Raw genomic sequence first — 14,260 nt, 5'->3', positions numbered from 1 at the left:
CACGCCTCAGAAAGTGGATCATCCCGGGCCGTTCGCTAGAGCTCGTCCATCCCGCGATCCTTGCGACGCATGAGACGGATCTCCGATTCGAAGTCGTCGGCGCTTTCGAAGGACTTGTACACGGACGCGAAACGCAGGTACGCGACCTCATCCAGCGCACGCAGCGGCTCCAAGATCGCAAGACCGATTTCATTCGACGGGATCTGGGAGCTGCCGTGGCTGCGCACGATCTCTTCGACTTCCTGCGCGAGGCGCTTCAGCGAGTCATCGGACACGTCGCGACCTTGGCACGCGCGGCGCACGCCGACGATGAGCTTGTCGCGGTCAAAGGGCTCGCTGACCCCGTTGCGCTTCACCACCGTCAACACCGCTTTTTCCATGGTGGTGAAACGTCCCCCGCACTCCGTGCATTCGCGACGGCGGCGGATGGCTGCTCCGCCGTCCACGAGACGCGAGTCTGAGACGCGGGAGCTATCGTTCTGACAAAAAGGGCAGTGCACGACACTGCATCTTACCCGTTCGCTGTGGCCATATTTTCGCCCCCGGCCCGGCCGAACGGGCCCCCCTGCTTGCTAGCGCTGCGAGACAGCCGCAATCTGGTTGCCCGCATCCTGCGGGACGAAGCCGGCATCCCCGCCGGAGAACGCTCCGCCGAAAGCCGATCCGACAATCAGGGCCAAACCGAAGAGCGCACCCATGAGCGCCGCCCCGGTCTTCTCGCGGCGAGTTTCGAAACTATCGGCGCCGCCCTCATCCCTGCCGGAGTGACCGTCCGGGATAGGACCGTATTTTCGATTCGATGATTCCAACGTTCGAACATGCACCGGCGCGGCATTGCCGGATCGGCGGCGATCCAGGTCCCAGACATCCGCCGGCTGAACGCGTTGCGGCGTTGCCATAGAGAAAGAATCAGTGCTGTTAGTGCGTGCGATGGAGATGGTCATTGTCGTTCCCTTTCTTGTTGTGTGGTTGCGATTCTATGGCCCCGTTGAACCACGGCCGCCACACCGTTCGAGTAGATGTTCGATAGATTCTATGTTCGATTTATAGCAAGGCTCCGAATTTTTGTCTAGGCGCACGCGAAATATTTCGAACAAATTTGCTCATACGTGGTAAACAGGAGGCAAGGGAACCGAACGCCGGGCCGCGTCGTCGAAGTATGTGAGGGTTTTCACCCGCCACACCGCTAACGACGATCACGGAAAGAAAGAGGACGCAGCCAATGCCGAAACGAGAAGACAAGAAACCTGACCTGAAGTCGTTGACCGAGCGCCAACGTCGCATTCTGGAGGTCATCCAGGATGCGGTGGTGCTCCGGGGCTACCCGCCGAGCATCCGCGAGATCGGGGATGCTGCGGGTCTGCAGTCGACATCCTCGGTGGCATACCAACTCAAGGAGCTCGAGAAGAAGGGCTTTTTGCGGCGCGACCCGAATAAACCGCGCGCCGTCGACCTGCGCCACCTTCCCGAGACCGCCGGTCGCAAGACCCGCAAGCCGGAACCGACGCCGGAAGATGCAGCTGCCCCGCGCTACATTCCGGTGCTCGGCCAGATAGCAGCAGGCAACCCGATCCTGGCGGAAGAGAATGTGTCGGAGTATTTCCCGCTGCCCGAGGAGCTCGTCGGCGACGGCGATCTCTATCTCCTCCAGGTCGTCGGCGAGTCCATGCGCGATGCGGGCATCCTCGACGGGGACTGGGTCGCCGTCCGCACGCAGCCCGTCGCGGAAGAAGGGCAATTCGTCGCCGCGCTTATCGACGGGGAGGCGACCGTCAAGGAATTCCACCAAGACTCCTCCGGTGTGTGGCTTCTGCCCCATAACGAAGCTTTTGCCCCCATTAAGGGCGACGATGCGGAAATCATGGGCCTGGTTGTCTCTGTTTTCCGCCGGCTCTAACCTCCCCGTCCGGGGGTGAATCGGGCACACCCGGACACCCGCTGGCCCGATTGCGTTCTCTTTGTGGGAATAATGGTGCACGAGCGTGAGTGCCTCGCACGCGATGTTCGAGGCCCTGGAAGGAAGTGCCCATGTACGCCGAAGAGCGGCGCCGCCAAATCGCGTCCCTGACAGCAGTCGAGGGGCGCGTCAACGTTACCGAACTCTCCGATAAATTCGACGTCACAGCTGAAACAATCCGCCGCGACCTTGCTGTCCTCGACCGCGACGGCATTGTTCAGCGCGTGCACGGCGGTGCGGTGTCGAGTCAGTCGTACCTGACCACAGAGCTTCCCTTGGACACCCGCCTCCGCTCGGCGACGACGGCGAAGTCAGCGATCGCGAAAGCCGCGCTGCAATTCCTGCCTTCCGGCGAAGGGTCGGTCTTCCTCGACGCGGGCACGACGACCAACGTCCTCGCAGGATTGATCAAAGACGCGCCTGGTGCACCGTCATTGTCGTTCGTGACGAATTCTTTGCCGATCGCAGTCGACCTGTCCAGCTCGGGAAAGCTCAACATCCAGTTGCTCGGCGGTACTGTGCGCGCCATTACGCAGGCAGTTGTCGGGGACACAGCGCTTCGCACGCTCGCGCTTTTGCGTGCCGACGTCGCGTTCATCGGCACCAATGCCCTCACCGTCGATCACGGCTTATCGACGGCCGACGCACAGGAAGCGGCAGTGAAATCAGCAATGGTGACCAATGCCCGCAAGGTAGTTGTGCTGTGCGATTCCTCGAAGTTGGGAAGCGATTACCTGGTCAGCTTCGCGGGGCTCGACAGTGTCGACGTCGTTGTCACGGACACCGACGCACCGTCATCCTTCGTCGATGAGCTGACCGAGCTCGGTGTCGACGTGATCCTGGCCGAGTAAGCCCCCTCCCGCACTGGTGCCCCGATTGTTGAGCACAGTCACACAACCGGGCATACTCGGACATGAAGGGACACGACTCCTCTACCCCCATATTCGGAGGAGGCTCACCCTGCGCACGCCAAGGGCCAGGAAGGGACACTCCACGTGATTGTGACATTCACCGCCAACCCGAGCATCGACGTGACAATGTGCGTCAACCGTCTTGAACTCGGCGGAGTACTCCGCGTGACGCGCAGTCTCCGGCAGCCCGGGGGTAAAGGAATCAACGTCGCCAGCGCCATGGTGAAAGCCGGCCGCGACACCGTTGCCATCGCACCCGCCGCCCAGCACGACCCCTTTGTCGCTCTTACGGCTCGGACTGGTCTCCGACTGCGGACGATTCCGGTCGACGGTGCAGTCCGGACGAATACCACCGTCACCGAAGCCGACGGACGAACGACCAAGCTCAACGAGCCCGGCGCAGCGCTCACGGAGACCGTCATGCGAGCGCTTGAAGCGGAGCTCACTACGGCTGCATCCGCACCGGCGACAAAGGCAGTGGTCCTCGCCGGGTCGCTTCCGCCAGGAGCACCGGCAGACTGGTACCCGACGCTCATCCGCGCTCTGCGCACGACCTGCCCCGAGGTGCTGATCGCTGTTGACACTTCGGACGAACCTCTCAAACAGTTGGGGGAACAGGTGGACGGGGCGGCGCCGGACGTCGTCAAGCCGAATGCTTTTGAGCTTGGTCAACTCTGCGGACGCGACGGTGCCGAACTCCAACGCCAAGCAGAAAGCGGCTGTTTCGAACAGGTCGCAGATGCCGCGCGGGAGCTCGTCGAAAAGGGCATGAGCGACGTGCTCGTCACCCTCGGCGGAGCCGGCGCATGCCTTGTCACCGCGCACGGCGCATGGCACGCCGCCGCCCCACCCGCGCAGGTGCGCTCCACCGTCGGTGCGGGCGACAGCGCACTGGCAGGCTATGTCCTAGCGCGCCTGAACGGCGCGGATTTCCCCGACGCGCTCCGCCACGCCGTCGCCTACGGCACCGCAGCCGCCGCGAACCCCGGCACTGAAAGCCCCTCCCCGGACGACATCGATCTCGAACGCACCCTAGTGCGCGAACTCTAAGAAAGGCCACACCGTGTCTTCACCCACCATCACCCCGGACCTCGTCCGGCTCGACTGCGACTTCGGGGAAACGCCCGGCGATGTCATCGGACACCTCGCTTCGATCGTTGCGGAGGCAGGACGAACCAACGAGCCGAGCACGCTTGCCGACGCCGCCACCGCCCGCGAAGAGAAAACCGGCACCGGCGTCAACGGCCGCGTGGCAATCCCCCACTGCCGCACCTCCGCGGTGAAAGAACCGACGCTTGCTTTTGCGCGTCTGTCCCGCCCCGTCGATTTCGCAGGCCCAGACGGCGACGCCGAACTCGTCTTCCTCATCGCCGCCCCTGAGGGAGGCGGCAAGGAACACTTGAAGATTCTGTCGAAGTTGGCGCGGGCGCTGGTGCGGGGGGATTTCGTCGATAAGCTGCGCACTGCCGCGACCCCTGCGGACATCGTCGCAGCCGTCGACGAGGTGCTCAGCGCGACGAAGAAAAGCAGCTCGGGCGCAGCATCCGCGCCGAAGAAGCGCATCGTCGCCGTCACGTCGTGCGCAACGGGCATCGCGCACACCTACATGGCCGCCGACGCTCTCGAACAGGCGGCGCAAGGCCGCGACGATGTCGAGCTACGCATCGAACCTCAGGGGTCGTCGGGCGGGGGCCGGGTCGACCAGGAGTTCATCGATTCGGCGGATGCCGTCATCTTCGCCCACGATGTTGCCGTGCGCGACCGGGAGCGCTTCGCGGGCAAACCTGTCGTGGACAGCCCTGTCAAGCGTGGCATCAACGAGCCCAACGCGATGATCGACGAGGCGATTGCCGCCGCCGACAACCCGCACGCCCGGCGCGTTGCCGCCACCGCTGTCGAAACGCGCGGCGACGTCGGCTGGCCGAAGCGCATCCAGCAAGCCGTCATGACGGGCGTGTCCTACATGGTGCCGTTCGTCGCAGCCGGCGGGTTGTTGCTCGCGCTCGGTTTCCTCGTTGGCGGCTACGACGTCGCAGGTGGTTGGCAGGTCATTCCGCTCGAGTATTCGCCGACGAATTTGCCGGGCAACGATGTGCTTATCGACGGAGCCCCCGTCCACTTCGACCGCTCCGGCTGGGCCTTGTACCTCGGCGCGGTCCTCTTCGCCATCGGGCAATTGGCAATGCAATTCGTCGTCGCTGCTCTCTCCGGCTATATCGGCTACGGCATCGCCGGGCGCCCCGGCATCGCTCCTGGTTTTATCGGCGGCGCTATCTCCGTGATGGTCGGCGCCGGTTTCATCGGCGGTTTGGTTACCGGTCTGCTTGCCGGTCTCATCGCGTATTGGATCGGCTCGTGGAAGGTGCCGCGCTGGCTCGGTTCGCTGATGCCGGTGGTGATCATTCCGCTGCTGACATCGCTGACCGTGGGTCTGCTCATGTTCCTGCTGCTCGGTCGCCCGCTTGGCGCAATCATGACGAGCTTGCAGGGGTGGTTGGAGTCGATGAGCGGCTCGTCGGCAATTCTGCTCGGCGTCATCGTCGGTCTCATGATGTGCTTCGACCTCGGCGGCCCCGTGAACAAGGCTGCCTATCTCTTCGGTACTGCAGGCCTGTCAGCGGGAACCGACGCCGCCTACGAGGTCATGGCTGCTGTCATGATCTCCGGCATGGTCCCGCCGATCGCCCTGTCTGTTGCGACATTCCTCCGCGCAAAGCTCTTCACCCCCGCTGAGCAGGAGAACGGAAAATCAGCGTGGCTGCTCGGCTTGTCATTCGTGTCCGAGGGTGCGATCCCGTTCGCCGCGGCCGACCCGTTGCGCGTCATTCCGTCGATGATGCTGGGCGGCGCCGCTGCCGGCGCGACCTCGATGGCGCTCGGCGTGGGTGTGAAGGCACCGCACGGCGGCATCTTCGTCATTTTCGCATATGAGCCGTGGTGGGGCCTCTTCATCGCCCTGGCAGCCGGCGTGGCAGTCGCAGCACTTGCCGTCATCGCCGCCAAGCGCCTGTGGCCTAACAAGACCATTGAGGAGGCAGCGCACAACGCTGTGGCTCCCGAACCGACACCGACAGCCTCCGCCGCGTAACCGTTCGGCACTGCAAAAATCTCCTACGATAGGTCGCAAACGCGCCCCAGAGAAAGGACTTCACATGGCTTCCAAAACAGTCACCGTCGGCTCCACCGTAGGGCTGCACGCCCGCCCAGCGACCGTGATCGCGGAAGCGGCCGGCGAGTACGACGACGACATCATTCTCACCCTCGTCGGCGGCGACGAGGACGATGAGACGGATGCCGCATCGTCCCTGATGATCATGGCCATGGGAGCAGAGCACGGCGCCGAGGTGACTGTCTCGTCCGATAACGACGAGGCCGTTGAGAAGATCGCGGCACTCATCGAGTCCAACCTGGACGACGAATAAGAAAACGTCGCCTGTCCAAGCTCCGGCTTTAAGTGCCGGAGCTTTTTCTATGTCGGCCCTCTCGGCCCGAACAGGGTGTCTACTGCCGCGTACGGGTGGTAGTCGTTGGGCACGAGGTATCCGCGGGGCGAGCGCCACATCGGTGTTCCCCGCACGCGTTCGATGCGGCCGCGTTTCGCGCGCCACGGGTCGTCGTCGTTGACGCGGTTGTGGTACCTGCACAGCGGCGCGAGATTCGCGGCGTTGGTCTCTCCCCCGTTCTTCCACGCTGTGATGTGGTGGATTTCGCACGCGTCAGCGCCGTGGCGGCAGCCGGGCACCGGGCACACAGGCGAGGACACCCGCGCGAGGTCGCGCTGCTTCTGGTTCGCCAACCGCTGCGCCCGGTAAAGGTTCACAGGTCCTTCTTGCGGGTGCACTGCGGCGAGTTCGAGTTCTTCGCTGACGCATTGCTGGAGGAATTCCGCACCGGTCATGGTGGTGGCGTCGGTAAGCCCGAGGCGGATATCGTCGCCGTCGCCCGCCATGATCCGGCTGTATGCGGGCAGCGGAACGAGCACGATGGGTCGCGGTACAGCGGCCGGGACACCGGCATTACCGCTGCGCATGAGCTGCAGGAAGTTTGCGAGCATTTGCGGTGCGGCGGCTTTCGACGGGTCGATGCCGCGCAGAAGCGCGTGCTCGAGGTCGGCGAGGTCGCGTTCGTCGGCGGTGACGGTCATCGTGCGGCGTCCGTTGCGCGTTTTCGAGAAGCACAGTTGCTTCCGCGCGGGTTTCTTTTCCTCGCCGATCAAAGCTTTCGCTTTACGACGCACCGTCTCATACCTCCCGCTCACCCCCAACAGCTCGAACCGCAGCTCCCACTTCTGGCGGGGATCTTTGACTTTCTTGAGCTGTTTCTCGATAAGCGCTAGCTGGTCGATACTCATCTTCCGCGAGCGCACCACCTCCACGGCGAGCCGCTGCTGCGCGGTCCATGTGGTGGTTCCGAAGTAGGTATCACGGACGAGCTGCCATTCGTCGACATGGCTCGGTCGAATGCCGGCGGCAAGAGCGGCCTCGCGGTCGAAATCGGCGAGGACGTCTAAGGCGTCGGCAGTCTGCGTGTCGAGGAATGAAGCAAATGTGCTCATACCCCGCAGACTAAAGATCAGCGCGGAACCGTCAATCGAGACGGATGTGGGCCTGTGGATAACGCGAGTTGTCCACAGGCTGACAGGCCCCGGGATGCGCGCGGTGTCTCCCGCGTGGTTTAATCGCGGGTTTCGATCGTGGCAGCGCGGTCGCCGGCGGGAAGGAGCCGACCTTCGCCGAGGGTGCCATACGCCCACCGCATGACCGGGTACAAAACCATGATGCCGATGGAGCCGAGCGCGATGCCCTCCAAAGTGACATTGCCGATCTCGAAAGTGAGGTTGCCGATGCCGACGATCAGGGCGACTGCCGCCATCGTGAGGTTGATGGGGTTGTTGAAGTCGACGTGGTTGTCCTGCCAAATCCGCACGCCCAGCATGCCGATGAGCCCATAGAGCACCAGGCACGCGCCGCCGAGCACGCCGGCGGGAATGGTGAAAATCAAAGCACCGAATTTGGGTACGAACGCGAGCAGGATGGCAAAGACTGCCGCCACCCAGTAGGCGGCCGTGGAGTAGACGCGGGTGGCCGCCATGACGCCGATATTCTCGGCATAAGTGGTGGTGCCGGAGCCGCCGAAGCCACCTGCGAGGGTTGTCGCGATGCCGTCGCCGATAAGAGCGGGACCGGCGAGGTCGTCGAGGTCGCGGCGTGTCATCTCGGCGACCGCTTTGACGTGGCCGACATTCTCGGCGATGAGGACGACGAGCACCGGCAGCGTCACCAGGATCGCCGAGAGATGAAATTCGGGGGTGTGGAACGTCGGCAGGCCGATCCACGGAGCAGCGGCGATGGTCTCGCCCGCGTCTTCGGCAAGATTGCCGGTCACAGCCGCGAACACCCACCCAGTGACCACACCGATGAGGATGGACAAGCGCGTAGCCATGCCGCGCAGACACGCGGTGGCGATCAGAATCGTCGCCAAGGTGACCAGGCCGACGGCGGGCTGCGTCTGGGTGTTCGCCACAGCAGTCGGCGCCAGGTTCAAACCGATCAGCGCGACGATCGCGCCTGTGACCACGGGCGGCATGACAGCGTCGATGACGCGCTTGCCGGCCCAGGTGACCAGCAGCCCCACGCCGATAAGCGCGAGACCTGTCACGAGAATGCCGCCGAGCTGCGCACCAATGCCGTGCTGCTGCGAGGCTGTCAGCGGGGCGATGAACGCGAACGACGACCCCAGGTAGCTGGGCAACCGGTTGCGCGTAATTGACAGGAAGATGATGGTGCCCAAACCGGAAAACAGCAGCGTGGTGTTCACCGGGAAGCCGGTCAGGGTGGGCACCAGCAGCGTTGCGCCGAACATGGCGATGACGTGCTGCATGCCGATTCCGATTGTGCGGGACCAGCTCAAGCGCTCTTCTGGCGCAACAACAGATCCAGGTTGGATGGTTTTGCCGTCACCGTGGACGGTCCAGGAGGGAATAAAGCTCACAGACTCACAAATCTAGCACCGCGTCCGGCCACGGCGAATTCGTCTCAGCCGACCACGAATTCGGAGTACTGGTCGGCGAGGACGCGGGGCAGGCGGACGTCGATAAGCGTGCCCTCTTCCTTGTAGTCCTCGCTGCGTACTGTGCCTTCTTCGTGGAGGCGGGAGACGATGTCGCCGCGCGTGTACGGCACGAGCATTCTCGCGTGTGCGTCGAGCGTGTTGAGGAACATCTCGATGCGGCCCTCGAGCTCCGCGATGCCTTCGCCCGTGCGAGCGGAGACGAACACGACGTCGCGACCCGAATCGGCGAATGCGTGGCGCAGCTCCGCCAACACGACCGGATCAGCTTGGTCGATCTTGTTCACCACGACGATCTCGGGCGGGATCTCCTCGCCTGTGTCGCGCGTGATTTCGGCGAGCACCTCGGTCACGGCCTTGATCTGCTTCAGCGGGAACGGGTCGGAACCATCGACGACGTGCAACATCAAATCCGCGCCCGCGACCTCCTCGAGGGTGGACTTGAACGCTTCGACAAGCTGCGTGGGCAGGTGGCGCACAAACCCGACGGTGTCGGTGAGCACGACGGAACGGCCGTCGGCAAGCTCGGCTTTGCGTGTCGACGGATCCAGCGTCGCGAATAGCGCGTCCTCCACCAGCACGCCCGCATCCGTCATGGCGTTGATGAGCGAGGATTTGCCCGCGTTGGTGTAACCCGCGATCGCGATCTTCGGAATGGTCGAGCGCTGGCGCTGGGCGCGCTTGACGTCGCGGGCCGTTTTCATGCCTGCCAGCTCGCGGCGCAGCTTCGCCATCTCGGAACGCAGTCGACGGCGGTCCGCCTCGATGCGCGTCTCACCGGGGCCGCGCAGACCCACGCCGCCGTTGGAGCCCGCGCGTCCGCCTGCCTGGCGCGACAGGTTGCCGCCCCAACCGCGTGTGCGGGTATAGAGGTATTCCATTTGCGCGAGACTGACCTGGGCCTTGCCCTCTTTCGACTTCGCGTGCTGCGCGAAAATATCGAGAATGAGCATGGTGCGGTCGATCACCTTGACCTTCAGCGCTTCCTCGAGCGCCACCATCTGGCCGGGCGAGAGCTCACCGTCGCACACCACCGTGTCGGCACCGGTCGCGTGCACGACGTCGCGCAGCTCGCTGACCTTGCCCGAGCCGATGTAAGTGCCCGGGTCCGGCTTGTCGCGCTTTTGGTAGAGCATCTCCACGACGTCGGCGCCAGCGGTCTCGGCCAGCGCGGCCAGCTCGTTCATGTTCGCTTCGACCTCGGCGATCGTTCCCTCGGTCCACATGCCGACCAGAATGACCTGCTCGAGGCGCAGCTTGCGGTACTCAACCTCGTAGATGTCCTCGTGGTCTTCGGAGCGGATCTCGGTGTCGCGGATGACGCGTCGAAAAGCGTTGCGCTCGGCGAGGTCCAGCGAACCGACCGTCGGGTCCGCGCTGTCGCGCGCGGCAGGCGGCGCGTTGTGGCGGAACGCTTCCGCGAGGAGCTTGTCGTGGGCCGTCTCATCGTCAGAGTCGGCGGAGAATACGGAAAAAGGTTTCGTCATTGAGTCCTTATTGTCGCATGGCTGCATGTCCAGGCAAAACAAACGCCTTCCTCATTCGCAACCGCGTGCGACGGCGGATTGTTCCCTTCCGCCACCCCGGCACTAGGATCGGGAGTTATGAGTGAGACGATCACGACAGATCTATCCAGCATCGGCATGGGCTATTCGCGGTGGCAGGACGCCGTCGAAGCCGCGATCGCGTCGAATCAGCTCGCGGTGACGGGCGAGGTGCGCGGCGGCCAGCTGATCCAGTTTTCGGACCCGTCGGGCGCCCAGCTGAACATTTTGGCTGTTGAGCCGTTCGCGACATTCGCCGGTTTCGATTCGACGACGCGCACGTACGCGCATGTCACGATGCTCAACGATGTCGTGGGGCTCTGCGATGTCGTCGATCCGATGGGCAACGCGATCGCGTCCGTCACGGCGAATATTGCGCAGGGCCCATTGCTTGTCGACGAATCCACCCTCGAGTGGCAAGAAATGGGCTTCACTGCCCTGGCTATTGACGTGCAGCACTACGGCAGCGTCGACGAATACCTCGCCGCCACCGGCGAGACCCTGGGGACGATCGTGTCCGAGGGAGCTGAGCGCGTCAATTCCGGTGCCGCTGCTGCCCCGGACGCCGCCGCGGCATTCTCGGCCCGCGTCCTGGAGGCTGAGTACCGCACCAACACGTTGACCGGCGAGCGCTTCGTTCACGTCTCCGTCGACGGCGCGTTCCCCTTCGACGTAGTCCTGCCCGACTCCGGCGCCGAGCTGCCGGAGCGCAATTCAGTCATTGCTGGCACCGCGGTGCTCGCTGGCCAGGTCGCAATGGCTGCCGGTTGCGGCGGTGGCGGCGGTTGCGGTGGCGGCAGCTGCGGTTGCGGCGGACACTAGTCAGCTAGGAAAGCAAGGACACGGAGACGATGGGCGGGAGCAGCCGCAATGTGGAGTCGGCGATTTGGCTGACGCTCGCACTCGTCGTCGCGATTGTGCTGGGCACACGGCTCGGCCCGCCGGGTCTGCTCCTCGGGATCGCGTTGGCTGCGGTGGCGTTCGTGGCGTATCGCAAAAGGACGGTGGACCCGGAGGTGGAGTCACTGAAATCGTCGCTGCGGGTCGCCCGCGACGATATCGCCCAAGTGGTCGCCGAGTACGAGGATTTCAAGTCGGGCACCAGCACGGACGCGCTCGCGGAGCGCACCCTCACCTACCGCGCGTTGGCGACGCCCCACAGTGATATTCCGGCGATCGAGGATTTCCACCTGCGCCTCGGTTCGTCGCGGCGTTTCCTGTCAAGGGTGGACACGCATTTGCGCAACGACGATCTGGACCGCCACGCACTGGAACGCATGATCAATATTGCGGATCAGCGGGCAATGGAGCTCGCGGACTCGTGGGCTGATGCGCGTCGCGCCGCCCGCAGGTTAGGTCCCGCTTAAAGCATTTCGCTTATCGACGAAGCGCCCCCAGCTCCACTTCTCCCCTCCCCACGATCACCGAAGGTCCCGTCATGGTGGCCTGACCGCCTTCTATGGCGATGGTCAAGGCACCGCCCGGAACGTTGACGGTGACGGAGCCGTTCTCAATGCCGGCGTCGGCAAGCGCTGCCCGTGCCGCGGCGACGGTTCCTGTTCCGCAGGAGCGCGTCTCTCCCACTCCGCGCTCCCACACGCGCATGTGTACGGCACCGTCGGCCATCTCGGTGAGGATTTCCACGTTGACGCCCTCGGGGAAGAAGTCGTGGTCGAAGGCGGGCTGGACCAGCTTCATCGCCTCAAGTTCTGCGGCGGTCAGCCCCGGGATGACTGCGGCGAGGTGCGGGTTTCCCACATCTACGCCGAGGCCGGCGAAATCGAACTGTCCCATGCGCGCGGTGGATACGCCGGTGACCTCCACGGGCCCCATGCCGACTTCCACCTGGGCGTGCGACGGACCGTGCGGGCCCTCGCCCGTCAGCTCGTGAACGACGATATGCTTGACGCCCGCGCGGGTCACCACGTCGAATTCACGCTCCGTCTCCAGCCCCTGAGCCATCAGAACGTGCGCGAAGACGCGGATGCCGTTGCCGCACATTTCCGCGATCGAACCGTCGGCATTGCGGTAGTCCATGAACCACTTCGCACCGTCACCGTCTGCGCGGACGACGCGCAGAAAACCGTCGCCGCCGATGCCTGCGCGGCGATCGCAGAGGGAGGCGACGAGGTCGTCGGTCAGGACACCGAGGGTGTCGAGCTGATCGTCGACGTCGATAAGCACGACGAAGTCGTTCTCCGTGCCGTGCGCCTTGATGAACGGCAGGGTGGACAAATACTTGTTGCTGTAAGTCACGCCAGCGAGTCTAGCGCGGCGCGCAGCAACGCCTCCGGGTCCTGATCCGCGTCGACCCAGGCGATTCGCTTATCGCGGTTGAACCAGGACCGCTGCCGGCGCACGTAACGGCGAGTGCCGGTGATCGTGGATTCGACTGCTTCTGCGAGGGTGCAGTCCCCAGCGAGATAGTCCAAGACCTGCGCGTAGCCGATGGCGCGGCCGGCGGTGGAGTCGGGGGTGAGGCCGTCGTCGATAAGCGTGCGCACTTCATCGACGAAGCCCCGGTCGAACATGAGCTGCGTGCGTTTTTCGATGCGGGGATTGAGCCATTCCGCGTTCGTGCGCAACCCGATGATGCGCGTGCCCCAGCGCGGCGGGGCGTCTTTCGGCGGTTGCGAGGCCTGGAAGGGCTTGCCGGTCAACTCGATGACTTCGAGTGCGCGGACGGTGCGGCGCGGGTCGTTGTCCTCGATGATGCTCGCGGCCTGCGGATCCACCTCGGCGAGCTCCGCGTGGAGAGCCTGCACGCCGATCTCGGCCTGGCGTGCCTCGTACTTGGCGCGGACCGCGGGATCGGTGGGAGGGAACTGCCAGTCGTCGATGAGCGACTGCACGTACATCATGGACCCGCCGACGAGGATCGGGACCGTGCCGCGCGCGGCGATCTCCTCCACGACTTCGCACGCGCGGGCTTGGTATTCGGCGACCGACGCCGTGCGCGTGACCTCCCAAATATCCAGCAAATGGTGCGGGATTCCGCCGCGTTCGGCGGGCGGGAGCTTCGCGGTGCCGATGTCCATGCCGCGGTAAAGCTGCATCGAGTCGACATTGACCACCTCCCCGCCGAGCTCGCGTGCCAGGGCGATGCCGAGATCCGATTTGCCGGACGCCGTCGGGCCGACAACCGCGATGGGGGTGACGGGCAGATCAGGCATGGTCCACCTGCCACGTAGCAACGAAGCGCCCCACGCCGTGCGTCGCATCGTGCGCGATGAGCCGCTGGTTCGTCGCGTCGAGCACGGCGAGCTCGTGCCACAGTGCCGGCTCGATGACGCCGCGCGCCGAAAGGTCGTCCGGCAACGCGCCGCGACCGTCCAAAAAGCGCGCCATCTGCTCGTGCGTGTCCAGCGCACCGTCGATGAACGCGAGCGGCGCGCGCTGCGTCAGGCCTGCCGACCCGTCGACGACGACCACCGTGAGCACCTCCGGGTCGAGCGGGGCGATCGTGCCACGCGAATCCGTTACTCGCTCGGCCGCGTCCCCCAGCACGTACCGCGCGACGAGCTCCGCCATGTAGTTGCCCTCGCCAACGGTGATCTGCGGCGCGCCCCACGCCGCGAACGAACCCGTGCGTTCCGTGTACCACTGCGCGTCGCGCGAGCCCACAATGTGGATGTCGCGCGCGTCGTTAGCGGTCAGCTCACGGATGGTGCGCACAATATCGCGCCCGGCCTCATCCCGCGGCGCGAGCTCCGCCACCAGCGCCGGAGATCCCGGCACGACGCACACATTGAACTGATTCACGCCCACCACCCTATCCA

15 protein-coding genes are annotated in these 14,260 nt (G+C 64.6%); 7 read left to right on the top strand and 8 right to left on the bottom strand.

Features of this window, described 5'->3' with window-relative positions:
- Positions 1-35: 35 nt before the first annotated feature.
- A complete protein-coding gene (gene nrdR / locus J5Y21_RS07955) occupies positions 36-500 on the bottom strand; it encodes a transcriptional regulator NrdR (RefSeq protein ID WP_210574246.1) in 465 nt (154 codons plus the stop codon).
- Between the two features lie 72 nt (positions 501-572).
- Positions 573-899, bottom strand: a complete 327-nt coding sequence (locus tag J5Y21_RS07950; protein WP_210574245.1) for a hypothetical protein — start codon at positions 897-899, stop codon at positions 573-575.
- A gap of 323 nt (positions 900-1,222) precedes the next feature.
- Between J5Y21_RS07950 and lexA the strand changes: the two genes are divergently transcribed.
- The 5 genes from lexA to J5Y21_RS07925 all read left to right on the top strand — a co-directional run bounded on the left by lexA (position 1,223) and on the right by J5Y21_RS07925 (position 6,290).
- On the top strand, positions 1,223-1,897 hold the full coding sequence (gene lexA / locus J5Y21_RS07945) for a transcriptional repressor LexA (RefSeq protein ID WP_210574243.1): 675 nt from the start codon (positions 1,223-1,225) through the stop codon (positions 1,895-1,897).
- 131 nt (positions 1,898-2,028) lie between these two features.
- Positions 2,029-2,808, top strand: a complete 780-nt coding sequence (locus J5Y21_RS07940) for a DeoR/GlpR family DNA-binding transcription regulator (protein WP_210574241.1) — start codon at positions 2,029-2,031, stop codon at positions 2,806-2,808.
- A 144-nt stretch (positions 2,809-2,952) separates the two neighbouring features.
- Entirely contained in the window at positions 2,953-3,918 is a 966-nt protein-coding gene (locus J5Y21_RS07935) for a 1-phosphofructokinase family hexose kinase (RefSeq protein ID WP_210574239.1), read from the top strand.
- A 13-nt stretch (positions 3,919-3,931) separates the two neighbouring features.
- On the top strand, positions 3,932-5,956 hold the full coding sequence (locus tag J5Y21_RS07930; RefSeq protein WP_210574237.1) for a fructose-specific PTS transporter subunit EIIC: 2,025 nt from the start codon (positions 3,932-3,934) through the stop codon (positions 5,954-5,956).
- Positions 5,957-6,020: 64 nt separating this feature from the next.
- A complete protein-coding gene (locus J5Y21_RS07925; RefSeq protein ID WP_210574235.1) occupies positions 6,021-6,290 on the top strand; it encodes an HPr family phosphocarrier protein in 270 nt (89 codons plus the stop codon).
- A gap of 47 nt (positions 6,291-6,337) precedes the next feature.
- Here the strand turns inward: J5Y21_RS07925 and J5Y21_RS07920 are convergent, their stop codons facing one another.
- The 3 genes from J5Y21_RS07920 to hflX form a co-directional block, all read right to left on the bottom strand.
- Positions 6,338-7,423 carry an HNH endonuclease signature motif containing protein gene (locus tag J5Y21_RS07920; RefSeq protein ID WP_210574233.1) on the bottom strand — a complete coding sequence of 362 codons (1,086 nt, stop codon included), beginning with the start codon at positions 7,421-7,423 and terminating at the stop codon, positions 6,338-6,340.
- A 119-nt stretch (positions 7,424-7,542) separates the two neighbouring features.
- Positions 7,543-8,859, bottom strand: a complete 1,317-nt coding sequence (locus tag J5Y21_RS07915; RefSeq protein WP_210574231.1) for a solute carrier family 23 protein — start codon at positions 8,857-8,859, stop codon at positions 7,543-7,545.
- Positions 8,860-8,903: 44 nt separating this feature from the next.
- Entirely contained in the window at positions 8,904-10,424 is a 1,521-nt protein-coding gene (gene hflX, locus J5Y21_RS07910) for a GTPase HflX (RefSeq protein WP_210574230.1), read from the bottom strand.
- A gap of 129 nt (positions 10,425-10,553) precedes the next feature.
- Between hflX and J5Y21_RS07905 the strand changes: the two genes are divergently transcribed.
- Together J5Y21_RS07905 and J5Y21_RS07900 are read left to right on the top strand one after the other, a co-directional pair.
- A complete protein-coding gene (locus J5Y21_RS07905; RefSeq protein ID WP_210574281.1) occupies positions 10,554-11,303 on the top strand; it encodes a hypothetical protein in 750 nt (249 codons plus the stop codon).
- Positions 11,304-11,332: 29 nt separating this feature from the next.
- On the top strand, positions 11,333-11,848 hold the full coding sequence (locus J5Y21_RS07900) for a hypothetical protein (protein WP_210574229.1): 516 nt from the start codon (positions 11,333-11,335) through the stop codon (positions 11,846-11,848).
- 10 nt (positions 11,849-11,858) lie between these two features.
- On the opposite strand, the gene dapF is transcribed toward J5Y21_RS07900, so the two are convergent.
- Genes dapF through J5Y21_RS07885 form a run of 3 tightly spaced genes read right to left on the bottom strand, consistent with a single transcriptional unit; the run spans position 11,859 to position 14,243 of the window.
- Positions 11,859-12,737: a diaminopimelate epimerase gene (dapF, locus tag J5Y21_RS07895; protein ID WP_349236970.1), complete on the bottom strand. Its 879-nt coding sequence runs from the start codon at positions 12,735-12,737 to the stop codon at positions 11,859-11,861.
- The gene (gene miaA, locus J5Y21_RS07890; RefSeq protein ID WP_210574228.1) at positions 12,734-13,654 is read right to left on the bottom strand and encodes a tRNA (adenosine(37)-N6)-dimethylallyltransferase MiaA; all 921 of its coding nucleotides are present in this window, start codon (positions 13,652-13,654) and stop codon (positions 12,734-12,736) included. The genes dapF and miaA overlap by 4 nt, the downstream gene beginning before the upstream one ends.
- On the bottom strand, positions 13,647-14,243 hold the full coding sequence (locus tag J5Y21_RS07885; RefSeq protein ID WP_210574227.1) for a hypothetical protein: 597 nt from the start codon (positions 14,241-14,243) through the stop codon (positions 13,647-13,649). Before J5Y21_RS07885 ends, miaA begins: the two co-directional genes overlap by 8 nt.
- Positions 14,244-14,260: the final 17 nt, after the last annotated feature.

Source organism: Corynebacterium sp. Marseille-P3884, assembly GCF_017942225.1.
In the GTDB taxonomy this organism is placed as follows: Bacteria; Actinomycetota; Actinomycetes; order Mycobacteriales; family Mycobacteriaceae; genus Corynebacterium.
Note: the sequence above shows the minus strand (reverse complement) of the source record. Positions and strands in the feature narration are given on the sequence as shown.